Annotated in this window: 24 protein-coding genes and 2 riboswitches; of the genes, 11 read left to right on the top strand and 13 right to left on the bottom strand. The window is 72.1% G+C overall.

The window, feature by feature from the left end; translation table 11 throughout:
* Window positions 1-79 precede the first annotated feature (79 nt).
* Both pyrH and ACE101_RS08155 read right to left on the bottom strand, forming a co-directional pair.
* A complete protein-coding gene (gene pyrH, locus ACE101_RS08160; RefSeq protein ID WP_379127740.1) occupies window positions 80-802 on the bottom strand; it encodes a UMP kinase in 723 nt (240 codons plus the stop codon).
* A 176-nt stretch (window positions 803-978) separates the two neighbouring features.
* On the bottom strand, window positions 979-1,917 hold the full coding sequence (locus tag ACE101_RS08155) for a class I SAM-dependent DNA methyltransferase (RefSeq protein WP_379127738.1): 939 nt from the start codon (window positions 1,915-1,917) through the stop codon (window positions 979-981).
* Between the two features lie 71 nt (window positions 1,918-1,988).
* Between ACE101_RS08155 and ACE101_RS08150 the strand changes: the two genes are divergently transcribed.
* The 4 genes from ACE101_RS08150 to ACE101_RS08135 all read left to right on the top strand — a co-directional run bounded on the left by ACE101_RS08150 (window position 1,989) and on the right by ACE101_RS08135 (window position 6,024).
* On the top strand, window positions 1,989-3,074 hold the full coding sequence (locus ACE101_RS08150; protein WP_379127736.1) for a ligase-associated DNA damage response exonuclease: 1,086 nt from the start codon (window positions 1,989-1,991) through the stop codon (window positions 3,072-3,074).
* Window positions 3,071-4,777, top strand: a complete 1,707-nt coding sequence (locus ACE101_RS08145; RefSeq protein ID WP_379127734.1) for a cisplatin damage response ATP-dependent DNA ligase — start codon at window positions 3,071-3,073, stop codon at window positions 4,775-4,777. The genes ACE101_RS08150 and ACE101_RS08145 overlap by 4 nt, the downstream gene beginning before the upstream one ends.
* Window positions 4,774-5,226, top strand: a complete 453-nt coding sequence (locus tag ACE101_RS08140; protein ID WP_379127731.1) for a secondary thiamine-phosphate synthase enzyme YjbQ — start codon at window positions 4,774-4,776, stop codon at window positions 5,224-5,226. The genes ACE101_RS08145 and ACE101_RS08140 overlap by 4 nt, the downstream gene beginning before the upstream one ends.
* Before the next feature lie 132 nt (window positions 5,227-5,358).
* A complete protein-coding gene (locus tag ACE101_RS08135) occupies window positions 5,359-6,024 on the top strand; it encodes a response regulator (protein ID WP_379127729.1) in 666 nt (221 codons plus the stop codon).
* Window positions 6,025-6,031: 7 nt separating this feature from the next.
* Here ACE101_RS08135 and ACE101_RS08130 read toward each other — a convergent pair whose 3' ends face one another.
* The 3 genes from ACE101_RS08130 to ACE101_RS08120 form a co-directional block, all read right to left on the bottom strand.
* Window positions 6,032-6,655 carry an FkbM family methyltransferase gene (locus ACE101_RS08130; RefSeq protein ID WP_441005376.1) on the bottom strand — a complete coding sequence of 208 codons (624 nt, stop codon included), beginning with the start codon at window positions 6,653-6,655 and terminating at the stop codon, window positions 6,032-6,034.
* A gap of 317 nt (window positions 6,656-6,972) precedes the next feature.
* Window positions 6,973-7,434 (bottom strand): VrrB protein, encoded by a 462-nt coding sequence (locus ACE101_RS08125; RefSeq protein WP_379127723.1) that lies wholly within the window; start codon window positions 7,432-7,434, stop codon window positions 6,973-6,975.
* Between the two features lie 101 nt (window positions 7,435-7,535).
* A complete protein-coding gene (locus ACE101_RS08120) occupies window positions 7,536-7,790 on the bottom strand; it encodes a hypothetical protein (RefSeq protein WP_379127720.1) in 255 nt (84 codons plus the stop codon).
* A gap of 396 nt (window positions 7,791-8,186) precedes the next feature.
* On the opposite strand from ACE101_RS08120, the gene ACE101_RS08115 reads away from it, so the two are divergent.
* Complete coding sequence (locus tag ACE101_RS08115) at window positions 8,187-8,864, top strand: sigma-70 family RNA polymerase sigma factor (RefSeq protein ID WP_379138537.1); 678 nt, start codon at window positions 8,187-8,189, stop codon at window positions 8,862-8,864.
* 44 nt (window positions 8,865-8,908) lie between these two features.
* Here the strand turns inward: ACE101_RS08115 and ACE101_RS08110 are convergent, their stop codons facing one another.
* The 3 genes from ACE101_RS08110 to ACE101_RS08100 all read right to left on the bottom strand — a co-directional run bounded on the left by ACE101_RS08110 (window position 8,909) and on the right by ACE101_RS08100 (window position 11,662).
* Window positions 8,909-9,175: a hypothetical protein gene (locus tag ACE101_RS08110; RefSeq protein WP_379127717.1), complete on the bottom strand. Its 267-nt coding sequence runs from the start codon at window positions 9,173-9,175 to the stop codon at window positions 8,909-8,911.
* Window positions 9,176-9,566: 391 nt separating this feature from the next.
* Window positions 9,567-10,847, bottom strand: a complete 1,281-nt coding sequence (locus tag ACE101_RS08105) for a D-amino acid dehydrogenase (RefSeq protein ID WP_379127715.1) — start codon at window positions 10,845-10,847, stop codon at window positions 9,567-9,569.
* Window positions 10,848-10,907: 60 nt separating this feature from the next.
* Window positions 10,908-11,003, bottom strand: a riboswitch (glycine riboswitch).
* 3 nt (window positions 11,004-11,006) lie between these two features.
* Window positions 11,007-11,106: riboswitch (glycine riboswitch) on the bottom strand.
* A 127-nt stretch (window positions 11,107-11,233) separates the two neighbouring features.
* Window positions 11,234-11,662, bottom strand: coding sequence for a winged helix-turn-helix transcriptional regulator (locus tag ACE101_RS08100; protein WP_379127712.1), 429 nt, complete (start codon window positions 11,660-11,662; stop codon window positions 11,234-11,236).
* A 78-nt stretch (window positions 11,663-11,740) separates the two neighbouring features.
* On the opposite strand from ACE101_RS08100, the gene ACE101_RS08095 reads away from it, so the two are divergent.
* Window positions 11,741-12,622, top strand: coding sequence for an NAD(P)H-binding protein (locus tag ACE101_RS08095; RefSeq protein ID WP_379127709.1), 882 nt, complete (start codon window positions 11,741-11,743; stop codon window positions 12,620-12,622).
* Window positions 12,623-12,688: 66 nt separating this feature from the next.
* Here the strand turns inward: ACE101_RS08095 and ACE101_RS08090 are convergent, their stop codons facing one another.
* From ACE101_RS08090 to ACE101_RS08075, 4 genes are read right to left on the bottom strand one after another with little or no spacing between them, the layout of a single operon-like run.
* A complete protein-coding gene (locus ACE101_RS08090) occupies window positions 12,689-14,368 on the bottom strand; it encodes a SulP family inorganic anion transporter (RefSeq protein ID WP_379127706.1) in 1,680 nt (559 codons plus the stop codon).
* 30 nt (window positions 14,369-14,398) lie between these two features.
* Complete coding sequence (locus ACE101_RS08085; protein ID WP_379127704.1) at window positions 14,399-14,668, bottom strand: helix-turn-helix domain-containing protein; 270 nt, start codon at window positions 14,666-14,668, stop codon at window positions 14,399-14,401.
* Between the two features lie 56 nt (window positions 14,669-14,724).
* Window positions 14,725-15,309 carry a metallophosphoesterase gene (locus ACE101_RS08080; RefSeq protein WP_379127701.1) on the bottom strand — a complete coding sequence of 195 codons (585 nt, stop codon included), beginning with the start codon at window positions 15,307-15,309 and terminating at the stop codon, window positions 14,725-14,727.
* A gap of 49 nt (window positions 15,310-15,358) precedes the next feature.
* Complete coding sequence (locus ACE101_RS08075; protein ID WP_379127699.1) at window positions 15,359-16,186, bottom strand: NAD-dependent epimerase/dehydratase family protein; 828 nt, start codon at window positions 16,184-16,186, stop codon at window positions 15,359-15,361.
* A gap of 107 nt (window positions 16,187-16,293) precedes the next feature.
* On the opposite strand from ACE101_RS08075, the gene ACE101_RS08070 reads away from it, so the two are divergent.
* Both ACE101_RS08070 and ACE101_RS08065 read left to right on the top strand, forming a co-directional pair.
* The gene (locus ACE101_RS08070) at window positions 16,294-17,229 is read left to right on the top strand and encodes an SMP-30/gluconolactonase/LRE family protein (RefSeq protein ID WP_379127696.1); all 936 of its coding nucleotides are present in this window, start codon (window positions 16,294-16,296) and stop codon (window positions 17,227-17,229) included.
* A gap of 411 nt (window positions 17,230-17,640) precedes the next feature.
* Entirely contained in the window at window positions 17,641-18,132 is a 492-nt protein-coding gene (locus tag ACE101_RS08065; protein WP_379127694.1) for a Ros/MucR family transcriptional regulator, read from the top strand.
* A gap of 45 nt (window positions 18,133-18,177) precedes the next feature.
* On the opposite strand, the gene ACE101_RS08060 is transcribed toward ACE101_RS08065, so the two are convergent.
* Window positions 18,178-18,723 (bottom strand): PaaI family thioesterase, encoded by a 546-nt coding sequence (locus tag ACE101_RS08060; RefSeq protein ID WP_379127692.1) that lies wholly within the window; start codon window positions 18,721-18,723, stop codon window positions 18,178-18,180.
* A 235-nt stretch (window positions 18,724-18,958) separates the two neighbouring features.
* Here ACE101_RS08060 and ACE101_RS08055 point away from each other — a divergent pair, with 235 nt between their 5' ends.
* From ACE101_RS08055 to ACE101_RS08045, 3 genes are read left to right on the top strand one after another with little or no spacing between them, the layout of a single operon-like run.
* Window positions 18,959-20,323 (top strand): MBOAT family O-acyltransferase, encoded by a 1,365-nt coding sequence (locus tag ACE101_RS08055; RefSeq protein ID WP_379127689.1) that lies wholly within the window; start codon window positions 18,959-18,961, stop codon window positions 20,321-20,323.
* Entirely contained in the window at window positions 20,310-21,290 is a 981-nt protein-coding gene (locus ACE101_RS08050) for a hypothetical protein (protein WP_379127686.1), read from the top strand. The genes ACE101_RS08055 and ACE101_RS08050 overlap by 14 nt, the downstream gene beginning before the upstream one ends.
* Window positions 21,287-21,916 (top strand): GDSL-type esterase/lipase family protein, encoded by a 630-nt coding sequence (locus ACE101_RS08045; RefSeq protein ID WP_379127683.1) that lies wholly within the window; start codon window positions 21,287-21,289, stop codon window positions 21,914-21,916. The genes ACE101_RS08050 and ACE101_RS08045 overlap by 4 nt, the downstream gene beginning before the upstream one ends.
* The last annotated feature ends 156 nt before the right edge of the window (window positions 21,917-22,072 follow it).

Below are 22,072 nucleotides of genomic sequence, written 5' to 3'. Positions count from 1 at the left end.
GGCGCCCGAGCCCGTCTCCCGTTTGGGCTTCAATGGACCAAAACCGCACCTGCCGCAAATGGCTCCGCCGACAAATGGTTCAGGGGACCACGCGGGTGGCGGGCGCCTCCCCGGTCAGGATCGCCGTCACGGAGCTCGGCGGATGGACCGAGCCGACCACCAGGGAGAGCCGGCTCTCGCGGGCGAGCGCGAAGGCGGCGGTGTCCATCACCTTGAGGTCGCGAGCGATGGCCTCGTCGTGGGTGAGGCGGTCGTAGCGCACGGCGTCCGGATGGGTCTTGGGATCGGCCGAGTAGACGCCGTCGACCTGCGTCGCCTTGAGCACGGCGTCGCATCGCAGCTCGGCGGCGCGCAGCACCGCGGCGGTGTCGGTGGTGAAGTAGGGGTTGCCCGTGCCGCCGGCCAGCACCACGACCTGCCCCTTGTCGAGGTGATGGAGCGCCGGCTGGCGGGCATAGGTCTCGCAGATCGTCGGCATCGACACCGCCGACATGGTGCGGGCGGTGACGCCGGCGGCGTTGAGCGCCGTCTCCAGGGCGAGGGAGTTCATCACCGTGGCGATCATGCCGAGGGAATCGCCGGTCGCCCGGTCGATCCAGCCCGCGGCGGAGACCCGCGCGCCCCGGATCACGTTGCCGCCGCCGACCACGAGGGCGACCTGAAAGCCCGCCGCGACCGTGCGGGCGATATCATCGGCGAGGGCCGCGAGCGTCGGCGGATGCAGCCAGTAGCCGTCCGGGGCCGCCAGGGCCTCGCCGGAGAGCTTCACGAGCACGCGACGAAACGGCGTGGTCTCCGACATGGAGCCTCCTGACAGGGAAATCGAAGAATCGAATGCGGGGCGGGTTCTACCCCGCGACCCCGGACCCGTCGAGGCGCGATCGCGCCCCATCCGCGGGAGCGTCGTCGCGGCCTCGCGGACGCGCCCGATCGCGATCGCGGCACACGCCAGACATCAGGATGCCGGGCAGACTTGCCTCATGCCGCCGGGGCGAGCACCGCGAGCCAGCCCGGCACGTCCTCGCCGCGCTCGCGCCGGGTCGATGCGGCCTCCAGGGTGACGATGGCCAGCCCGGCCGCCGCGGTCTCCCGGCGCACCAGCGCCTCCGCGTGGGCGTAGCGCCCGTCCGGCCCCAGCACCGCGCCCTCGCCCGCCTGCGCCTGCAGCGTGAAGGCGAACAGCCCGTCCGCGCTCAGGGCCCGGGCAACGCCCGCGAAGGCGGGCCCGAGGTCGCCGACATAGACGAAGACGTCCGCCGCCACCACGAGGTCGGCGCTCCCCTCCGGCTGCCCGGCGAGGAAAGCAGTCAGGTCACCCTCGTGCAGGGCCGCATAGCGGCCGAGGCGGCGGGCTTGCGCCAGCATGCCGGGCGAGAGATCCACCCCCTCGATCGTCTCTGCGAGGTCGTCGAGCGCCCGGGCCGCGAGCCCGGTGCCGCAGCCGAGATCGAGGGCGCGCCGGAAGGGCAGGGGGCGGCCCCGCGCCGCCGCGAGCAGGGCCGCGCGGATCATCGCCGGGGCGCGGTAGCCCAGGCCCTCGACGAGGTGCCGCTCGAAGCGCCCCGCATAGGCATCGAACAGGGCCCGCACATAGGCCGGCGAGAGGGCCGCCGCGTCGTCCGGCGCCCCGAGCTGGGCGAGGCGCAGGCGCGCGCCCAGCGCGTCGTCCGGATCGAGGTCGAGGGCCTGGGCGAAGGCGTGCCGGGCCCCCGCGCGCGCCTCCGGGTCGTCGCCCGCCAGAATCTCGCGAGCGCGGCCGAGCAGCAGCCAGGCCGGCCCGTAGCCGGGCACGCGCTCGATCACCTGCTCGGCGAGGTCGGCGGCGGCGGCGGCGTCGCCCTCGGCCAGGGCGGCCTCGGCCCAGACGTAGCGGCGGTCGGCGAGGAGGTCGCCGGAGGAGCGGAGGGGCACGGACATCGGGTGGCTGCGGAAACGGGAAGCGGGACGCGTGGCGCCTATATACGGTGTCGCGCATTTCCCGGACCAGCATGGCACGCACAGACGGCGACATCCTCACCCTCACCCGCGAGGGCCTCTACTGCCCCCTCGGCGACTTCCACGTCGATCCGGTCCGCCCGGTGCCGCGGGCGCTGATCACCCACGGCCATTCCGACCATGCCCGCGCCGGCCACGGACGGGTGCTGGCGACGCCCGAGACCCTGCGCATCATGGCGGTGCGCTACGGCGAGGATTTCTGCGGCGCCCGCCAGGAGGCGCGGCTCGGGGAGGCGATCCGCCTCGGCTCCGGCTCCGGCTCCGTCACGGTGCGCTTCGCGCCCGCCGGCCACGTCCTCGGCTCGGCCCAGATCGCCATCGAGGCGGGGGGGCGCCGCATCGTGGTCTCGGGGGACTACAAGCGCGCCGCCGACCCGACCTGCCTGCCCTTTGAGGTCGTGCCCTGCGACGTCTTCATCACCGAGGCGACCTTCGGCCTGCCGGTCTTCCGGCACCCGGACGCGGCGGCGGAGGTCGCCCGCCTGCTCGATTCCGTGCGGCTCTTCCCCGAGCGCACCCACATCGTCGGCGCCTACAGCCTCGGCAAGGCCCAGCGCGTGATGGCGCTCCTGCGGCAGGCCGGCTACGACGCGCCGATCCACCTGCACGGCGCCCTCGAGAAGCTCACCGAACTCTACAAGCGCGAAGGCATTCCCCTCGGCGAGACGCCGAAGGTGGCCGCCGCGGACCGCCCGAAGCTCGGCGGGGCTATCGTGCTCTGCCCGCCCTCCGCCATCCAGGACCTGTGGTCGCGCAAGTTTCCCGATCCGGTCACCGCCTTCGCGTCGGGCTGGATGCGGGTGCGCGCCCGCGCCCGCCAGAAGGGCGTGGAGCTGCCCCTGGTGGTCTCCGACCACTCGGACTGGGACGACCTCTGCCGCACCATCCGGGAGACCGGGGCGGGCGAGGTCTGGGTCACCCACGGCCAGGAGGACGCTCTGGTGCATTGGTGCGCGACGCAAGGCATCGCGGCCCGCCCGCTCCACATGCTAGGCTACGGCGACGAGGGCGAGGCCGAGCAGGAGCCCGCCCGGGAGCCCGCGCCGGAGGGAAGCTCCGCGACCGAGGGCGCCGCGTGAACGACTTCGCCCATCTCCTCGACCGCCTCGCCTACGAGCCCCGCCGCAACGCCAAGCTCAGGCTCCTGCAGGATTTCTTCGCCCATACGCCGGATCCGGACCGCGGCTACGCACTCGCCGCCATGACGGGGGCGCTGAGCTTCCGGGAGGCCAAGCCCAACCTGATCCGCGGCCTCGTGGAGGAGCGGGTCGATCCGGTGCTGTTCCGGATGTCCTACCACTACGTGGGCGACCTCGCCGAGACGACGGCGCTGATCTGGCCCGCGCCGGAGGCCCCGCAGGCCGGGGGAATCGGCCACAACAATCCCCCGCCCAGCGTGCCGAGCCTCGGCGAGGTGGTGGAGGCGCTCGCCACCATCGGCAAGGGCGAGCTGCCCGCGCGCCTCGCGGGCTGGCTCGACGTCCTCGACGAGACCGGCCGCTGGGCGCTGATCAAGCTCATCACCGGCGAGTTGCGCGTCGGCGTCTCGGCCCGGCTCGCCAAGACCGCGGTGGCAAGCCTCGGCGGGCTCGAGGCCGATGCGGTCGAGGAGGTCTGGCACGGGCTGAAAGCCCCCTATCGGCCGCTCTTCGCCTGGGTCGAGGGACGGGCGGAGCGGCCCGAGACCCTCAACCCGGCCCCGTTCCGGCCGGCCATGCTCTCGCACCCGATCGACGAGGAGAGCGACTTCGCCAAGCTCGACCCCGAAGCCTTCTCAGCCGAGTGGAAGTGGGACGGCATCCGGGTGCAGCTCGTCGGCGGGCGCGACCGCGCCGGCCAGCCGGTCGCGCGGATCTATTCCCGCACCGGCGAGGACATCTCCGGCGCGTTCCCCGACCTCGCCGAGGCGATCGGCTTCGCGGGCGCCCTCGACGGCGAGCTGCTGATCCTGCGGGAGGGGCGGGTGCAGAGCTTCAACGTCCTCCAGCAGCGGCTGAACCGGAAGGCGGTGACGCCGAAGCTGCTCCAGGATTTTCCCGCCCATGTGCGGGCCTACGACCTCCTCGCCCTCGACGGGGAGGATCTGCGCCCGCTGCCCTTCGCGGAGCGCCGGGCGCGGCTCGAAGCCTTCGTGGGCGGGCTCGACCATGCCCGGATCGACCTCTCGCCCCTGGTGCCCTTCCGCGACTGGGCCGAGCTGGCCGCCGCCCGGGCCGACCCGGCCGCGGTCGGGGCGGGGGCGGATGCGGACGCGATCGAGGGCATCATGCTCAAGCGCCGCAGCAGCGCCTACGTGCCCGGCCGGCCCAAGGGCCCGTGGTGGAAATGGAAGCGCGAGCCCTACCTCGTCGACGCGGTGATGATGTACGCCCAGCGCGGCCACGGGAAGCGCTCCTCCTTCTATTCCGACTACACGTTCGGGGTCTGGCGGGAGGCGCCGGAGGGCGGCGAGGAGCTGGTTCCGGTGGGCAAGGCCTATCACGGCTTCACCGACGAGGAATTGGCGAAGCTCGACCGCTACGTCCGCAACCACACGGTCAAGCGCTTCGGCCCGGTGCGCGAGGTGGAGTACGGCCCGGTCCGCGGGCTGGTGCTGGAGATCGCCTTCGAGGGGCTGCAACGCTCGACCCGGCACAAGTCGGGGGTGGCGATGCGGTTTCCCCGGGTGAACCGGATCCGCTGGGACAAGCCCCCCGCCGAGGCCGACCGGATCGAGACCCTGGAGAAGATCCTGGCACGCGGCGAGCGCGAGGTGATGCCGGGACGGGAGATGGTGTCATGAGGCGCATCGAGCGGATCGCGGAGGGGGCGGTGACGCGGCAGGCGACGGGCCGGCTCACCGTCACCACGCAGGGGCCGGGCTTCACCGAGATCACCGCCGATGCCGCCGCCTTCGTGCGCGAGAGCGGCCTCGCCCACGGGCTGCTCACCGTGTTCTGCCGCCACACCTCGGCCTCCCTGACGATCCAGGAGAATGCCGACCCGGACGTGCGCACCGACCTGCTCACCGCCCTCGACCGGCTCGCCCCGCGCCACGCGGCCTACGTGCACGATGCCGAGGGCCCGGACGACATGCCGGGCCATATCCGCACCATGCTGACCGACGCGAGCCTCGCCGTGCCGGTGGCGGAAGGGCGCCTCGTCCTCGGCACCTGGCAGGGCCTCTACCTGGTCGAGCACCGCGACCGCGCGCATCGCCGCGAGGTGATCCTGCATTGTCTCGGCGCGTGATCGGGCGGGACAGCGACGAATCCGCAGCGCGCCGAAATTGTCGGCAGGGCCGCAAGGTCTTAAGGTCCTTCTAAAGAGGGCCGCCGGTCGCCGGGTTCGAGGCTCCTTCGCGCGGAGGCGGGAGGTACCGCTTTGAGTTCCGAGACCACCATCGTCATCGCCGACGACCATCCGCTGTTCCGGGGCGCCCTGCGCGGGGCGGTCGGCACGATCCTGCCGGACGCCCGGATCGTCGAGGCGAACGGTCTCGACGCGCTGACGGCGCATCTCGACCGTGACGACGCGGTCGATCTCATCCTGCTCGACCTCACCATGCCGGGCGTGCAGGGCTTCTCCGGCTTGATCTACCTGCGGGCGCAGCACCCGGCGATTCCCGTGGTGATCGTCTCGGCCAACGAGGATCCGGTGGTGATCCGCCGGGCGCTCGATTTCGGCGCGGCGGGCTTCATCCCGAAATCCCTCGACATCGACGAGATCGGCGAGGCCATCCGGCAGGTTCTGGCGGGCGGGACGTGGTCGCCTCCCGACATCGCGCTGTCGGCCTCCGAGGACAAGGAGACCGCCGACCTGATGCGCCGCCTCGCGACCCTGACGCCCCAGCAGGTGCGGGTGCTGATGATGCTGTCCGAGGGGCTGCTCAACAAGCAGATCGCCTACGAGCTGTCGGTCTCCGAGGCCACCGTGAAGGCCCACGTCTCGGCGATCCTGCAGAAGCTCGGGGTCGAGAGCCGCACCCAGGCGGTCATCGCCTCCTCGCGCATCGGCGCGACGCTGAAGCCCCCCGCCGGGGTGGCTTGAGGCGCGCTCAGCCCCGGAGCCGGGCCAGCGCCTGCTTGCGGAGCCGCGCCATCGCCGCGCCGATCCGGGCCTTGCGGCGGCGCTGCCGGACCTGCCGGATGAGGGGATCGACCGGCACCAGGACGTAGTTGCGCAGCAGCAGGTAGCGCTTCTGGCTCTCGGCGATCCGGTAGCCGCGCGCGGCCGCCCAGGCGGCGAGCTCGCCCTCGCGCTCCTCCATCACCTCCACGAACACCGTCGGCCGCCAGCGCTCCAGCGTGCGCTCGAGGCCCCGCAGGGTCTCGAATTCCATCAACTCCGTGTCGATCTTGATGAAGCCCACGGGGCGCTTGGCGAGCGCATGGTCGCCGGTGATCGTCCGGAACGGCCCCTCCTCGTCGAGGCCGAACACCGTGTTCCCAAGGTTGTTCTCCGGCGACAGCGTGATGTGCATCGCCTTCCCGGTCACGTCCGAGATCGGGTGCCCGAGATACTGCCGGTTGATGTTGCGGCACTCGTTGAGGGCGAAGTTGATGTTCATGTAATCGATGGCGACCGGATTCGGCTCGAACACGATCACTTCCGGCGCCTTGAGGATCCGCTCGGCGAAGATCGCATGGTTGCCGATGTTCGTGCCGATATCGGCGAACACGGTTCCCCTCTCATAATACCGCTCGATGATCCTGAGCTCGTCGAGTTCGTAGAACTCACCCCGGTAATGATATTTCTGGATCTCTTCAGCGGGGTCCTTGACAAAGAAACGGATCGTTTCCCCGTCATGATTGAAGGAGACGATCGTGCCGTTCTGCCTGTGAACCATGACTTGCCGCGGTCATTTCCCGATGCGCCGCCCCTGATATGGCACGGTCGATGCGCGCACAATGGAAACATGGTGATCCGGCTCGGCAATCCAGGCAGCCGTACCGGCGACCGGACAGCGGCCGGTCCCTCGGACCGGCCGCTCCCGCATCAATAGCCGAAGCGGACGTGACGCCAGCCGTGGTGATGGCCGCGATGCCAGCCGTGATGCCGCCAGTGATGGTGGCGCCAGCCGAAGTGGCGATGGCGCCAGCCGGCATGGCGCCAGGACGGCCGGTGATGCCAGCCGTAGTGCCGCCAATGCGGACGATGGTGCCAGCCGGAGTGCCGCCAGTGGCGGTGCCGGTAGCCGTAGCGGGCCGGATAATAGCCGACCGGGCGGTAGCCGTAGCGCAGGGTGCGGGAGGCGAAGGGCCGGCCGTAGCCGTGCCGGTGCCAGCCGAGGTGGCGCCCGTGCCAGCCGCGCCCGCCGTGCCACCCGTGGCCGCCATGCCAGCCGGTCCAGGCGGTGGGAGCGGCCGCCGGGACCCGGTCGGCGATCGGCTCGGCCCGCAGAGCGGAGCCGAAGCCGCAGATCAACATCAGGGCGAAGAGCAGGCGTCCAAGACGCATTCAGACCTCCTTGCAGACCTCCTTGCGGGAGAGGCCAGGAACGGGAGGCCGCGTGGTTGGTTCCGCGCCGGCCCGCCGGACGGGGCCGGCGCGGCCGGGCCTCAGTCGCAGCCTTCCTTGTGCACGGTCTTGGACTCGCCGAGGTCGTTCTCCTTGTGAACGGTCTTCGAGCCGCAGCCCATGCCGTCCGAGGAGCGGGTCACGGTCTTCTTCTCGACCGTGCCGGTGGTGGAGCGGTCCACCACCGTGTCCGCCGGACCGTCCCGGCGAATGACCGTGGTCTCCTCGGCCAGGGCGACGGAGGAAATTCCTGTGACGGCAGCGAGAGCGGTGAGGGCGAGCAGGGTCTGACGCATCGGTCGATCTCCTTGTCGTGTTCAGAGACGGCCCCTCAACGCCACCCCCGAGCGACCAGTTCCGGTCGCTCCGTGATGGATAAAGGCAATCAAATAGGGCACAATTTAATGACTATGCGGCGTGATCGAACCCCTCTCCCGAGCACCCGGACCGCGTCAATTGTCATTTATGACAACAAGTTCTGCGGTTGCCTTCCGCCGCATGGGAGATCGACTGCATATGACCGGTTGCCCGGGAAAAAATGGCAATCCTGATTGGAACGGTTTCAGTCTGACGACATTCCTGGCGAACAGCTTGGCCGACGCAAAAGCCGGGGGTAGAGCCACTTGCGAACCGACAGCCACGTTCCGTCCATCGAGGATGGACTCGCCACCACCGCCCGGGCCGCCGCGCTTCTGACGACCGAGGGCCCGCTCGACGCGCGGCCGGACCTGCCGCCCTTCCTGCGGGACCACCTCGGCCTGCATCTCCGGGCCTGCTACGCGGCCTTGCTCGCCGAGCCGCAGCCGATGCCGCTCGTCGACCTCGTCGGACGCCTGGATGCGGCGCTGGCGGCGCTCAGGCCCGCCTTCTCCTTCCGCGACGAGCTTCTCGCGACGCTGCCGGCGTTGCGCGCCTTCGCCCTGTCGCTCACCACTACCGTCGCCCAGGCGGACGACCTCGTGCAGGAGACGCTGCTGCGGGCTTGGCAGAACCAGCACCGGTTCGAGGCCGGCACCAACCTCAAGGCATGGCTGTTCACGATCCTGCGCAACCAGTTCTACACGGTCGCGCGCAAGCGGCGCCGGGAGGTGGAGGATGTGGACGATGCCGCGGCCGCGCGGATGATCGCCCTGCCGGATCAGGAGGAGGGGATCGCGCTGCGCGAGGTCTGGGGTCAGGTGGCGTGCCTGCCGCCGCTCCAGCGGGAGGCCCTGCTCCTCGTGGCGGTGCGGGGGCTGACCTACGAGGCCGCCGCCCAATTGATGCACTGCCAGGTCGGCACGGTGAAGAGCCGCGTCAGCCGCGCCCGGTCCGCGCTGGTCGAGGCCCTCGGCGGTCCCGAGGTCTATTTCGAGAACGCCCTGCGGTGAGAGAGCCGGGCGGGATGCGCCCGCCCGGCCTCATTCCGGGGTGCTCAGCGGCCGGTGCCGGTGTTCCGCGACGCGGCGGGATCGTGGCCCGGCGCGTAGCCCGAGGCCCCGGACGTCCCCTTCACGCTGCCGGTGCTCTGCATCTCGTGGCCGGGGGTGTAGCCGGAGGCGCCGGTGGTCCCCTTGACGCTGCCGCGCTCCTGCATCCGCTGGCCGGGCGGCTCGTTCTGCGGGTTCGTCGCGCGGGTCTGCGCCACGGCGGCGGTGCCGAGGAGCGCCAAGGCGGTCGCGACGGACAAGGCACGCTTCATGATGGTCTCCCTTCCGGTATCGGGGTGCCCGCGAGCGGGCAGGCCCTCACAACGGACGTCCGCGGGCGACCGTTCCGTTCTCCGGACATGGCAGATCCGGCCCGCGGCGCAGGATCGGGCCGGCGATCGCCGGGTTTGCGGTCTGGCTCGCGAGTTCCGGCCTGGACGCGGGATCTCCTCTCCCGCTCCGGCTTTCGGATTGGCATGTCGGGTCGTGAGCATCGCCTCGCCCCGCTCGTGGGGAGAGGAGACCGCCGCCTCATCCGGAAAGATTTGGAGAGGCGTTCGGTTGGGGCTCTTTCGGTTGGGGCTCTTTGGACTTCAAAGACCCTCGCGGACCGAGGCCATCGGCCCCGGTCGCGCCCCTGACGGGAAACGGGCTGCGCGGGCCTCAGGCGGCGCGGGCCGTCGGGTAGTGCCGCTCGGCGGGCAGGCTCAGGGCGACGGCGTCGGCGGCGAGCTGGGCGGTGGCGGCCGAGAGCGTCCAGCCGAGATGGCCGTGGCCGGTGTTGTAGAAGATGCCCGGCAGGCGACCCGGGCCGACGCGGGGCAGCATCCCCGGCAGCATCGGCCGCAGGCCGCTCCAGGCCACCACGCGGTCGGTCGCCACGCCCGGGAACTGCTCGCGGGTCCAGCGCACCAGCGGCTCGATGCGGTCGTGGCGGATGTCGCGGTTGAAGCCGTTGAACTCCGCGGTGCCGGCCACCCGGAAGCGGTCGCGGCCGAGCCGGCTCGTGACGATCTTGGTGGCGTCGTCGAGGATGCTGACGGTCGGAGCGGCGTCCTGGCTCTCGGGCGTCTGCAGGTGCACCGTGATCGAGTAGCCCTTCACCGGGTAGATGTTGACGCGGTCGCCGAGCGCGCTGGCGAGCGTGCGGCTCGCGCAGCCGGCGCAGATCACCACGCTGTCGACGGGCATCGATTCCGCGGCCGCCGCCGGGGCGCCGTCGACCCGCGCCGCCGGCTGCCAGCTGATCCGGTAGCCGCCCTCCGCCTGCGGGACGATCGCCGCGATGGCGGCGTCGTAGCGGAACGTGACGCCCTTGCGGGCGCAGGCCTCGGCGAGGCCGCGGGTGAACTTGTGGATGTCGCCGGTCGAGTCGGACGGGGTGAAGAAGCCGCCGTAATAGGCGCCCTGGAGCGTCGGCTCGATCTGCCGGATCTCCTCGGGCGTGATCGGGTCGCGCTCGAGGCCACCCTCGCGCAACAGCGCGTTGACCGTCATCGCCTTCTCGAACCCGGCCTTGTCCCGGTAGAAATGCAGGATGCCGCGCTTCTCGAGGTTGAAGTCGATCTTCTCGCGCTCCGCGATGGCGAACATGTGCTCGCGCGAGGCCAGCGCCAGCCGCACCGTCTCGATCGTGTTGGCCTTGTACCGGCCGATCTGGCCCACGAATTCCGCCATCCACGAATACTTGTGCCAGCTCGGCTTCGGGTTGACGAGCAGCGGCGCGTCACGCCGCATCATCCACTTCAAGCCCTGGACGATGGTGGAGAGCTTGTTCCAGACCTCGGCGTTGCTGACCGAGAGCTGCCCGCCATTGGCGAAGGAGGTTTCCATCGCGGCGTAGCGCTGGCGGTCGAAGACGGTGACGTCGTAGCCGCGCTCCGCCAGCGCATAGGCGGTCGTCACGCCGGTGATGCCGGCGCCGATCACAGCGATATGGGTCATCGATCTGGTCCTGTGAGCATGAGTTGGCAGAGAGCCGATTCCGGTCGGTCCCTGCGCCCCATCTGTCACGGTACCTGAGAGCTTGATTCGCCACGCGCGAGCGTGGGCGAACGTCCCCTTCGGTGGATGGCCTGTTTCAGCCACCTCTCTCCAGATCGTCCTGGCGACACGGTTCTTGGTGCCTGAGAGTTTCCGGGGCGGTTGCTCCGTCGGCGCCGAGGCGGCGGTGACGCCCCTCGATCTCTCCCGCATCGCGTGTTTGGACGCCGGAGATGTACCTTCGTGGGGGGTGGGCCGCAAGCGGTGCGGTGCTCAAAATCCTCTCACGACTGGGTCAAAAACCGGGCAGGTGCGCCCTTCTCTGACGCATGGGAAGCGCCGCGCCCTCACGCACCCACATCGAAGCGGTTCCGGGCCTCGCGGATCGCCGGATGGCTGCGCTCGGCCCAGGCGACCAGGGCGGCCACGGGCTCCAGCACGGACAGGCCGAGGGGGGCCAGCCGGTATTCCACGCTCGGCGGCTTGGTCGGGAAGACGTGGCGCGTCACGAACCCGTCCCGCTCCAGGTCGCGCAGGGTCTGGGTGAGCATGCGCTTGGAGATGTCGGGCACGCTGCGGGCGAGTTCGCTGAAGCGGCGCGGCGCGGCCGCGAGCGCGATCAGGATCAGCGTCGTCCACTTGTCGCCGATGTGGTCGAGCACGTCGCGGACCGGGCAGCGGGCCGGGTCGAGGGCGGCCTCGGTCCACGACGCGAAGGCCTGCGCGAGGGCGGTGCGGGCGCCCAGGTCGGTTCCCTCGACGTCACCCTGTCCCATGAAACTGCCTCCTTCCGCCGATGATCGGTCTCGCATAAGTACCACGTATCGGAAAGAGACCCACAGGGGAGCCATCGCATGGCCTCGTCGTCCCAGCCGCGCCTGTTCGTCACCGGCGCCAGCGGCCAGCTCGGCCGCCGCGTCATCGCCGCCCTGCGGCGCCGGGCGCCCGATGCGCACCTCGTCGCGGGCCTGCGCAGCCCCGAGGGCGAGGCGGGCGAGGCCCTACGCGCCGAGGGCGTCGAGGTGCGCCGGGCCGATTACGCGCGGCCGGAGACGCTGGCCGCGGCCTTCGCCGGCATCGACCGCCTGCTCCTGATCTCGTCGAGCGAGATCGGTCAGCGGGTGGCGCAGCACGCGAACGTCATCGCGGCGGCCAAGGCGGCGGGGATCGGCTTCCTCGCCTATACGAGCCTCCTGCACGCCGAGACCTCGCCGCTCGGGCTGGCGGGGGAGCATCGGGCGACGGAAGCGCTCCTGCGGGAATCCGGCCTGCCCTTCGCCGTGCTGCGCAACGGCTGGTACACGGAGAACTATGCCGCCTCGATCCCGGCGGCCCTCGCCCACGGCGTCCTCCTCGGCAGCGCCGGGGAGGGGCGCATCGCCTCGGCGGCCCGGGCCGATTACGCGGAGGCCGCCGCCGCCGTGCTGAGCGCCGGGACGGCTCTGGCGGGCATCCACGAACTCGCGGGCGACGAATCCTACACGCTGGCCGCGTTCGCCGCCGAGATCGCCCGGGCCTCGGGGCAGCCGGTGACCTACCGCGACCTGCCGGAGGCGGCCTTCCGCGCGGCCCTGGTCGAGGCGGGCCTGCCGGAGGCCTTCGCCTCCCTGCTTGCCGATTCCGATGCGGGAGCCGCGACGGGCGCGCTGTTCGACGATTCGCACAGCCTGAGCCGCCTGATCGGCCGGCCGACCACCCCGGCCGCGGTCACCATCGCGGCGGCCGTGCGGGGATAGAGCGCGTCCCGCCGAAGTGAATCCCGGTTCGGCGACGGGACGCGCGTCATAGCGGGAGCCGGGAGTTCAGGCGGCCGGCCGCGCGGCCTCCGCCACGCTCGCCGCGAAAAGCACCTGCGGCGGCCTCACGCCGTGGGTCAGCAGCACCCGCCGGATCGCCGGGCGGGCGCCCGCGAGGGTGACCGACGCCCCCTGCCGCTCGGCCTTGCGGACGAAGCCCGCGATGGTCGCGGCGGCGGTCGAGTCGAGGAGGGGCACTTCCGAGAGGTCGATGACGTAGGCCTTCGGCCGCTCGCCGAGCCGGTCGAGGGCGGCGCCCACCGCCCCGGCCGCCCCGAAGAAGAACGCCCCCGAGATCCGGTAGACGATCACGTCCGGGTCGCTGGCGAGGCGGGCATCGTAGGGCGCGCGCTCATCCGCTGCGTCGGCCGCGTCCTCGGCGACGAGCGGCCGGTGCTCCACGTCCACCGCCTGCGCCATGCGGTGCAGGAACAGCAGCGCCGCGAGCCCGAACCCGACCAGGATTCCCTCCGTCAGGTCGCGGAACACCACCAGCCCGAAGGTCGCGAGCAGCACCACCGCATCGCCCGGCGAGGCGCGCAGGAGCACCGCGAATTCGTGCTTCTCGGCCATGTTCCAGGCCACCACCACCAGCACCGCCGCGAGGGCCGGCAGGGGAATGAAGCTGGCGAGCGGGGCCGCGACCAGCATGAACAGGAGCAGGAAGACCGCGTGCAGCATGCCCGAGACCGGCCCGCGCGCGCCCGAGCGCACGTTGGTGGCGGTGCGCGCGATGGTGCCGGTGACGCAGATGCCCCCGAACAGGGCCGAGGCGATGTTGGCGACGCCCTGCGCCACCAGCTCGCAGTTGGAGCGGTGCCGGCGCCCACTCATCGCATCGGCCACCACCGCCGAGAGCAGGCTCTCGATCCCGCCGAGCAGGGCGAAGGCGAGCGCGGCGGGCAGCACCTCCGTCACGGTCGCGAGCGAGAAGGCGGGCAGGTGCGGTGCCGGCAGCGATTGCGGGATGCCGCCGAAGCGGCTGCCGATCGTCTCCACCGGCAGGTGCAGGGCCCAGGCGAGGAGCGAGGCCGCCGCCACGGCGATGAGGAAGGCCGGCCAGTGCGGCCGGAATCGGCGCAGGGCCAGGATCGACCCGATCGCCAGGGCGGCGACGAGGAGGGCGGCGCCGTTGAGGCTCGGCAGGGCGGCGGCCAGCGCCTCGACCTTCGGGACGATCGGCCCCGGCTCCTTGCCGGCCAGCGTCAGGCCGAGCAGATCCTTGATCTGGCTGGCGAAGATGATCACGGCAATGCCCGCCGTGAATCCGACCGTGACGGGGTAGGGGATGTACTTGATGAAGGTGCCGAGCCGCAGGAAGCCGATGGCGAGCAGCATCACCCCCGACAGGAGGGTGGCGAGCAGCAGCCCGTCGACCCCGTGCCGCTCGACGGTGGCGGCGACGAGCACGATGAAGGCGCCGGCCGGGCCGCCGATCTGGAAGCGGCTGCCGCCCAGGGCCGAGACCACGAAACCGCCCACGATGGCCGCGTAGAGGCCGCGATCCGGCGTGACCCCCGAGGCGATGGCGATCGCCATCGAGAGGGGCAGCGCCACGATGGCGACGGTCAGGCCCGCCACCGCATCGGCCTTGAGGTCGGCGAGGCGGTAGCGCTCGCGCAGGATGGTGACGAGCTTAGGGGTATAGAGATCCGCGAAGCCGGGCGCGCGCCGCTCTGCGATCATGGCTGGTCTTCCAGGGTTGGGCGCCGCTCTTCACCGCGGCGGCCCGGGCGGGTTGGGGCTGACGAGCCGCACGCCGCGGCCGCCCTCCCGGCTGATCGCGTTGTCGCCGATGAGTTCGACCCCGGCCCGGTTGAGCGCCTCGATCACCTTGGTGAGGGTGTCGACGACGCCGCGCACGTTGCCCTCGCTCGCCTCCATCCGCTGGATCGTGGGCAGCGACACGCCCGACATCTCGGCGAGCTGGCGCTGGTCGATGCCGAGCAGCGCCCGAGCGGCGCGCATCTGTGCGGCGGTGATCATCTCGGTTCCTTCGCGGGTGACAGCCGTATCATGCATCACGAGTGATGTATATAACATCATTCCTGCATCTCGGGACGTGAATTGCGGGCACGCGCCGCGTCGCGCTGCAACTCGTCGGGCAGGAGCCGCGCGGCCTGCTGGCGGGCGACGAGGGCCGCGATGCCGACCGGCCGGTCGGCCCAGGCATCGACGCCGACGTCGCAGGAGCGGCGCGTGTCCGGGATGGTGCCGTGGGTGTGCCCGTAGAGATGGCGCGTGCCCCGCCACAGGCCGGGCCAGGCCCGGTGGGCGTAATGTGCGAGGAAGAAGCGGCACTCGGCCCCGGTCTCGTCGGGGAGGCGCAGGCGGGCGCTCTCGGCGGGCGGTTCGGCCCAGGGCAGCGAGAGCACCCGGTTGGTGTCGTGGTTGCCGCGGATCAGCCGCTTGGTGCCGTTGAGCCGGGCGAAGATGGCGCGGCAGCGCTCGCGGCTCGCCCCGGCGGCGAAGTCGCCGAGATGCCAGATCTCGTCCGCGGGCGAGACGGCCTCGTTCCAGAGGCGGATCAGCGTCTCGTCGTGCTCCTCCAGGGAGGCGAAGCGGGGGCGCAGGCGCAGGATGCGCGCGTCGCCGAAATGCGTGTCGGCGGTGAAGAAGGTGGCCATGCGGATCCGGAGCGGGGACGGACCCTTGCGCAGATAGGGGAGCGCGCCGTCACGCCCGCTCCGGCGGCGCGCCGCCGGGGCGTTCCTCCTCGGGCGTGTAGTCGATCGCCGCGAAGCTGCCGCCCTGGAACCGGCGCGCCACCGGGTCGCGCGGGTCGGCGCCCGCCAGGATCGCGTCCGCGAAGGCATCCGCCGATTGCCGCGGCCGGTAGCCGATCGCGGCGGCGCTGCTCGTGTCCCAGTAGCAGCGGCTGTTGTCCGACACGCCCCAGACCGCCCGGTAGCCCCGCAGGGGCGCGGTGGCCGCGCAGAGCACCAAGTCGGCGAGGTCGTCGTGGCCGATCCAGGTCGCGAGGTGGCGCGGCTCGGTGGGGCGGGGCAGGGCGCTGCCGATGCGCAGGGCCACGCCCTCGATGCCGTGCTTGTCCCAGTACATCCGGCCCATCGCCTCGCCCCAGGCCTTGCTGAGGCCGTAGAACCCGTCCGGCCGGAAGGGCGCGTCCTCCCCGAGCCGCTCCGTCACCGGGTACATCCCGAAGGCGTGGTTGGAACTCGCGAACACCACCCGGCGCAGGCCGTGGCGGCGGGCGCCCTCGTAGACCGCGTGGAGCGCCGCGAGGTTGTTCTCGGCCACCTCCGGGAGCGGCCGCTCGACGCTGGTGCCCGCCATGTGCACCAGCACCTCGGTGCCGGCGAGCAGGCGGTCGACGGTGTCCGGGTCGCGCAGGTCGCCGGGCACCACCGTCTCGGCCTCGGAGAGGGGCGCGAGGACCGCGAAGCCCGCGCCCGAGCGCAGGACGTGGCCCGCCGCGAGGAGGCGCGGCCGCAGCACGCCCCCGATCTGCCCGCCCGCTCCCGAGAGCGCGATTCCGGCCATGGTCTTCCTCCGCGCCTGCTCCAGCACCCTTGCCTTGCCCTTGCCCCTGCGCCCTCCGCCAGCGACGATCAAGGTCCAACGAGACGAATGGCGAGGAGACCTGCCCCGTGTGGACGCCGAGCGCATCCTATCCCGATCCCGCCATCGAGATCCTCGATCCGGCCTTCGCCCGCTACCGGGTGTTCAACGCCGCCGTCGAGCGGCTCGCCACGGGCTGCCGCTGGTCGGAAGGGCCGGTCTGGTTCGGGGACGGGCGCTATCTCCTGTGGAGCGACATCCCGAACGCCCGCATCCTGCGCTGGGACGAGGAGACCGGCGCGGTGAGCGTCTTCCGCCAACCCTCGCACAACGCCAACGGCAACACCCGCGACCGGCAGGGCCGGCTCGTCACCTGCGAGCATGGCGGGCGGCGCGTCACGCGCACGGAATACGACGGATCGATCACCGTGCTGGCCGACCGGTTCGCGGGCCAACGCCTGAACTCCCCCAACGACGTGGTGGTGGCCTCGGACGGAGCGGTGTGGTTCACCGATCCGCCCTTCGGCATCGGCGGCTTCTACGAGGGCGAGCGGGCCGCGCCCGAACTGCCCCAGAACCTCTACCGGATCGACGGCGCGACGGGCGAGCTGGAGGCGGTGGCGACGGATCTCGCGGGGCCGAACGGCCTCTGCTTCTCCCCCGACGAGCGCATCCTCTACCTCGTGGAATCGCGGGCGGAGCCGACCCGGCGGATCCTCGCCTTCGACGTGGCGGAGGGGCGCCGGCTCGGCAACCGGCGGGTGCATATCGATGCGGGCCCGGGCGCGCCGGACGGCCTGCGCTGCGACGTCGACGGCAATCTCTGGTGCGGCTGGGGCATGGACGCGGATCTCGACGGCGTGATGGTGTTCGCCCCCGACGGCCGCCCGATCGGCCGCATCCGCCTGCCGGAGCGTTGCGCCAACCTCTGCTTCGGCGGGCGTCACCGCAACCGCCTGTTCATGGCGGCGAGCCAGTCGCTCTATGCCCTCTACGTCGACACGCAGGGCTGCCCGGGCGGCTGAGCGGGAATGCCTTCGGCATCATCGTCGCCGCCGAGCCGGTGACCGCCTCGGCGAACGAAGCCCGGCCCCGGCCGGAGGGCGAAGTCGCACGCCGTCCCCCCCGGCACGGAACCGGGCCCCATGCGATTCCAGGTCGGAGCGGGCATCACTCGCGGCCGGCCCGGTAACGACACGGCGGCATCGTGTCGGCACCCTCGTTGCCGGCCGTGTCGCAATGGCATGTCTATATCCGCTCTATATCAGATTCTGCACGCAAGCCGGGGATCAGGAAAACGAACGGCAACTATAGGTCGATTTGACGCGAAAATCATTCGTCAGAGCTGTGATTATTGCAAGAGACGCGAGTTCGATCGATTGACGGGACAGCAGGACCGCGAGAAGGGTTGCGTGATGGTGCGGTAGGGTAGTCCCATGCGTGCAACGAGCGACGAGAACGTGACCAATCTGACGGAACTCGCGAGCGACATCGTCGCCGCTTACGTATCCAACAATCGCGTCGCGAGTGCGGAACTGCCCGCTGTCCTGCGGACCGTGTACGAGACGCTGAGCGTCCTGACCGCGCCGCCGCCGCCGGCGCCGGAGAAGCCGGTTCCGCCGATTCCGATCCGGAAGACGGTGTCGCCGGATGCGATCATCTCGCTGGAGGACGGCAAGCCCTACAAGTCGCTCAAGCGGCACCTGTCGGGCCGGGGCCTGACGCCGGAGCAGTACCGCGAGAAGTGGGGCCTGCCGCCGGATTACCCGATGGTGGCGGCGACTTACGCGGCCCAGCGCTCCGAACTCGCCAAGAGCCTCGGCCTCGGCCAGATGCGGCGCGACCACGCGGCGCAGCAGCGGGCCGCCGCGGAAGCGGCGGCGCCCGCTGGCCGCCGCGGCCGCCCCCGCAAGGAGCCGGCGGCCTGATCGGGCTCCGGATCGTCCGCGACGCCGGCGACGACGCGCGCCCGGTCAGGCCGTGACGAGGCGCGGCGTCTCGGGCAGGTCGAACAGCAGGCAGGTGGTGCTCGCCGTCGCGCAGAGGCGGCCCTCCGCGTCGGTCACGCGGCCCTCGGCCACCGCCTGCTGGCGTCCGGCATGCACCACCTCGCCGACGGCCGTGACCACGCCCGACGCCTCCGTGACCGCCCGCAGGTAGTTCACCTTGATCTCGAGGGTTGTGTAGCCGCGCCCCTCCGGCAGCACGGAATGCACGGCGCAGCCCATCACGCTGTCGAGGAGCGTGGCGAGCGCCCCGCCATGCACGGTGCCGATCGGGTTGTAGAGGTGCTCGCCCGCGCCCATCCGCATGATCACCTGACCGGATTCGGCCGAGACCATCTCCATGCCGAGCAGGCTGACGATCGGGGGCTTGGGCACGTCGTCCGTCATCAGTGCCCGCAGGAAGTCGAGGCCCGTGCGGCCGCGTGCGGAGCGTGCGGTGATCCGCGGATCGCTCCACTCGACGACGCGCCGCCGCGGAGCGGCTTCCTCGGTCGGGCGGGGCTCGCTCGTCATCACTCTCGTCCTCCCGGCGGGAGACCGCTCGTCCGCGTGCTCGGCGGCGGCTCCGGATCCGCGGGACGCGACGCTAATCGACACGCCGCACGCGGACAATGGGATGGTTCACTCGCGGGCGGCCGCTGAAGCGATGGCCCCTTGGTTCGCACGCTTCCTGTGCTGCTCCCTCGGGCCGGTTGACCGGTCCGCCCGGGAACCGCCAGATGCGCGGCGGATGCCGGAGCGGCCCGCGATGCCCTTCAACGCGCTCACCTTCCTGCTGCTGTTCGGGCCGCTCGCCCTCGGGCTGCACGCCCTCTGCGTGGCGCGGCGCCCGGTCTGGCGGGTGCCGCTCCTCGCCGGCCTCTCGCTCGCCTACTACGCGTGGTGGGACTGGCGCGCCCTGCCGCTGCTCCTCGCCTCGATCGGCGCGAACTGGTGGGTGGGGGAGGCCTACCGGCACTCGGGGCGCGGCACGCTGATCGCGCTCATGCTCGCGCTCGATCTCGGGCTCCTCGGGCTGTTCAAGTATCTGGGCTTCTTCGCCGGGCTGATCGATGCCGCGACCGGGGCCGGATTCTCGGCGCCCGACCTCGTCCTGCCGCTCGGCATCTCGTTCTTCACCTTCCAGCACATCGCCTATCTGGTCGATCTCCGGCGCGGGACGGCGCCGCCGATGACGCTCACCGACTATGCCCTCTACGTCGCCTTCTTCCCGCGGGTGATCGCCGGGCCGCTGGTGCGGGCGGCCGAGATCCAGCCGCAATGGCAGGCGCATCCGCCCTGGGCCGATCTCGCCGCGCGCGGGCTCCTGCTGTTCGCGGCGGGGCTGGCCAAGAAGGTGGTGCTCGGCGACGGGCTCGCCGCCGCCATCGATCCGCTCTGGGCCGGGGCCGGAGCCGGACTCGCGCCCGAGGCGGCCGCGCAGGCCGTGCTCGGCTACGCCTTCCAGCTCTATTTCGACTTCTCGGGCTACACCGACATGGCGCTCGGCCTCGCCCTGATGCTCGGCATCCGGCTGCCGGAAAACTTCCGCGCGCCCTACCGGGCGGTGTCGATCCAGGATTTCTGGCGGCGCTGGCACATCACCCTGTCGGTCTTCCTGCGCGACTATCTCTACATCCCCTTCGGCGGGAGCCGGCACGGGCTGGCGCGCCAGCTCGGGGCGCTCCTCGCCACCATGACGCTGGGCGGCCTCTGGCACGGGGCGGGGCTCACCTTCGTGGCCTGGGGGGCGGCGCACGGGATCGCCCTCGGCCTCCACGTGCTGTGGCGGCGCGCCGGCCTCGCCCTGCCGCCGCTGGCCGGCTGGGTCGCCACCTTCGCCTTCGTGGTCCTCGCCTGGGTGCCGTTCCGGGCGCCGGATTTCGCGACGGCGCTCGCGGTCTATCGCGGCCTCCTCGGCCTCGGCGGCGGGACGGCCGGCGCGGCACCGGACTTCTGGCCCCTCGCGGCGCTCGCCGGCGCGCTCGCCCTGGCCGGGCCGACGGCCCACGACCTCACGGCGCGGCTGCGGCTCTCGGGCCCGCTCGCCGCGGCCACCGCCCTCCTGCTCGCCGCGCTCCTGCTCCAAGTCGGCAACGACGCCAACCAGGCCTTCATCTATGCGCAGTTCTGAGCCGGCCCGGCGCTTCCTCGCCCTGGCGGGGCTGACCGTCGCGGGGCTCCTCGCCCTCGTCGCCGCGCGGGTGGTGTGGTTCGATGCCTACTGGGTCTTCCGGGAGGATCCACCCTGGCGCGCGGCGACGGGCGGGGCGAGCCGCCTCCTCGACCGCCAGACCCGGCGCGCCAAGGTGCTCCAGGCCCTCACCCGGCCCTACGCCACCGCGCTGATCGGCAGCTCGACGGTCTATCACGGGCTCGATCCGCGCGACGTCGAGGATGCGCCCGGCCCGATCTTCAATGCCGGCATCTCGGCGATCATCGCCGAGGAACTGCCGCTCGTGGCGAGCGTGGTGGCCTCGCGCCGCGGCGTCGCCCGGGTGGTGATCGGGCTCGACTACTACATGTTCTCGCGGCCGAGCGTGCCGGTGCATCTCGATCCCGCCCTCGCGAGCGCGACCGGGCGGCTGACCACCCTGATGGGCAGCGTGCTCGGCCGCTACGCCCTGATGGACAGCCGCCTCGACGCCGTGGCGGGCGCGGAGGATCCGGGCCACTGGACCCGGGACGGGTTCCGGGTCACGCCGCCGCTGCCCCCCGCCCTGACGCGCGAGAACGACGCCGCGCGCCGCCGCAGCACCGCCCCGTTCCGGCCCGAGACCCTGGAGAGCCTCGACCGCGTCCTCGACCGGCTCGCGGGCCGGCGCATCGACGCCTACCTGTCGCCGGTGAACGACGCCCAGCGCCGGGTTCTCGCCGATCTCGGGCTGCGCGAGGATTTCGAGCGCTGGCGGGCGGCGGTGATCGCGGTCGGCGCCCGGCACGGGGTGAGCGTCCGCGACCTGACCGAACTCGGCGCCCGCTATCCGTTCGATCCCGAGGCCGGATCGACGCCGTTCTGGCTCGACAACCTGCATTACACGCCGCTGATCGGGCGCCTCGTGCTCGAGAGCTTGGGATTGCGCCGGCCGGGGGCACCGTGACCGATCCGCTCGGCCTCGCGCCGCCCGCCAAGCCCTCGGGGCTGCGCCGGCACGCCCGGCTCGCCGCGAGCCTGCCGCCGGCCGCGGATCTCGTCCTCCTCGGGGATTCCCTCGCGGCCGGCTGGCCCGCGGCGCGGCTCCCCGCGGCGAGCTTCAATTTCGGCCTGCCGGGCGACCGCATCGAGACCACGCGCTGGCGCCTGCGCCGCGTCGATCTCGCAGCCCTGCATCCGCGGGCGGCCCTGCTGTGGGTCGGCACCAACAATCTCGGCGACGGCGATCCGGTGGCGGCGATCCTCGCGGGGCTCGCGGCGCTCGCGGAGGAACTGCACGGCCTCTGGCCGGGCGCCACGCTGGTGATGGCGACGCTGCCCTGGCGCGCGCCGCTCCCCGGGCGCCCGGTCGCCGACCGAAACGCGGTCAATCACGGCATTGCCGGGCTCGCCCGCGAGGGCCGTCTCCTCGATGCGGCCGGGCTGCTCGGCGGGGAGGCGGGAGCGGCCCGTGCCCTGCTGGCGGACCGCCTGCACGTCTCGGAGGCGGGCTATGCCCGGCTCGGCTCGGCCCTCGCCGGGCTGCTGGGGGACGGGGCGCGCGGCCCGGCGCAGCCGCCGGCAAGCGGGTGATCCGGACGTCGCGCCGGGTGCTGTTTCGGGCCGAGCGCGGCCGCACCGTCCTGCACCGGACGCCGTCGCCCCGATCGCGGGCACCGCGCCCGCGGGGGCGCAGGAGCCCCATCGGCAGCGGTGTCGATGCCGGATCGCGGCGGCCATGCCGGCAGG

This window comes from Methylobacterium carpenticola (genome assembly GCF_042748905.1).
Lineage (GTDB): Bacteria > Pseudomonadota > Alphaproteobacteria > Rhizobiales > Beijerinckiaceae > Methylobacterium > Methylobacterium carpenticola.
This window is presented reverse-complemented; position numbering and strand designations above follow the sequence as displayed.

Coding starts and splice junctions, on each gene's coding strand:
- ACE101_RS08060 (WP_379127692.1), bottom strand. CDS start 18,723: ATGACGAGCGAGCCCCGCCCGACCGAGGAAGCCGCTCCGCGGCGGCGC.
- ACE101_RS08090 (WP_379127706.1), bottom strand. CDS start 14,368: ATGATCGCAGAGCGGCGCGCGCCCGGCTTCGCGGATCTCTATACCCCT.
- ACE101_RS08050 (WP_379127686.1), top strand. CDS start 20,310: ATGCGCAGTTCTGAGCCGGCCCGGCGCTTCCTCGCCCTGGCGGGGCTG.
- ACE101_RS08095 (WP_379127709.1), top strand. CDS start 11,741: ATGGCCTCGTCGTCCCAGCCGCGCCTGTTCGTCACCGGCGCCAGCGGC.
- ACE101_RS08085 (WP_379127704.1), bottom strand. CDS start 14,668: ATGATCACCGCCGCACAGATGCGCGCCGCTCGGGCGCTGCTCGGCATC.
- ACE101_RS08120 (WP_379127720.1), bottom strand. CDS start 7,790: ATGCGTCAGACCCTGCTCGCCCTCACCGCTCTCGCTGCCGTCACAGGA.
- ACE101_RS08140 (WP_379127731.1), top strand. CDS start 4,774: ATGAGGCGCATCGAGCGGATCGCGGAGGGGGCGGTGACGCGGCAGGCG.
- pyrH (WP_379127740.1), bottom strand. CDS start 802: ATGTCGGAGACCACGCCGTTTCGTCGCGTGCTCGTGAAGCTCTCCGGC.
- ACE101_RS08065 (WP_379127694.1), top strand. CDS start 17,641: ATGCGTGCAACGAGCGACGAGAACGTGACCAATCTGACGGAACTCGCG.
- ACE101_RS08150 (WP_379127736.1), top strand. CDS start 1,989: ATGGCACGCACAGACGGCGACATCCTCACCCTCACCCGCGAGGGCCTC.
- ACE101_RS08155 (WP_379127738.1), bottom strand. CDS start 1,917: ATGTCCGTGCCCCTCCGCTCCTCCGGCGACCTCCTCGCCGACCGCCGC.
- ACE101_RS08080 (WP_379127701.1), bottom strand. CDS start 15,309: ATGGCCACCTTCTTCACCGCCGACACGCATTTCGGCGACGCGCGCATC.
- ACE101_RS08075 (WP_379127699.1), bottom strand. CDS start 16,186: ATGGCCGGAATCGCGCTCTCGGGAGCGGGCGGGCAGATCGGGGGCGTG.
- ACE101_RS08105 (WP_379127715.1), bottom strand. CDS start 10,847: ATGACCCATATCGCTGTGATCGGCGCCGGCATCACCGGCGTGACGACC.
- ACE101_RS08110 (WP_379127717.1), bottom strand. CDS start 9,175: ATGAAGCGTGCCTTGTCCGTCGCGACCGCCTTGGCGCTCCTCGGCACC.
- ACE101_RS08055 (WP_379127689.1), top strand. CDS start 18,959: ATGCCCTTCAACGCGCTCACCTTCCTGCTGCTGTTCGGGCCGCTCGCC.
- ACE101_RS08100 (WP_379127712.1), bottom strand. CDS start 11,662: ATGGGACAGGGTGACGTCGAGGGAACCGACCTGGGCGCCCGCACCGCC.
- ACE101_RS08125 (WP_379127723.1), bottom strand. CDS start 7,434: ATGCGTCTTGGACGCCTGCTCTTCGCCCTGATGTTGATCTGCGGCTTC.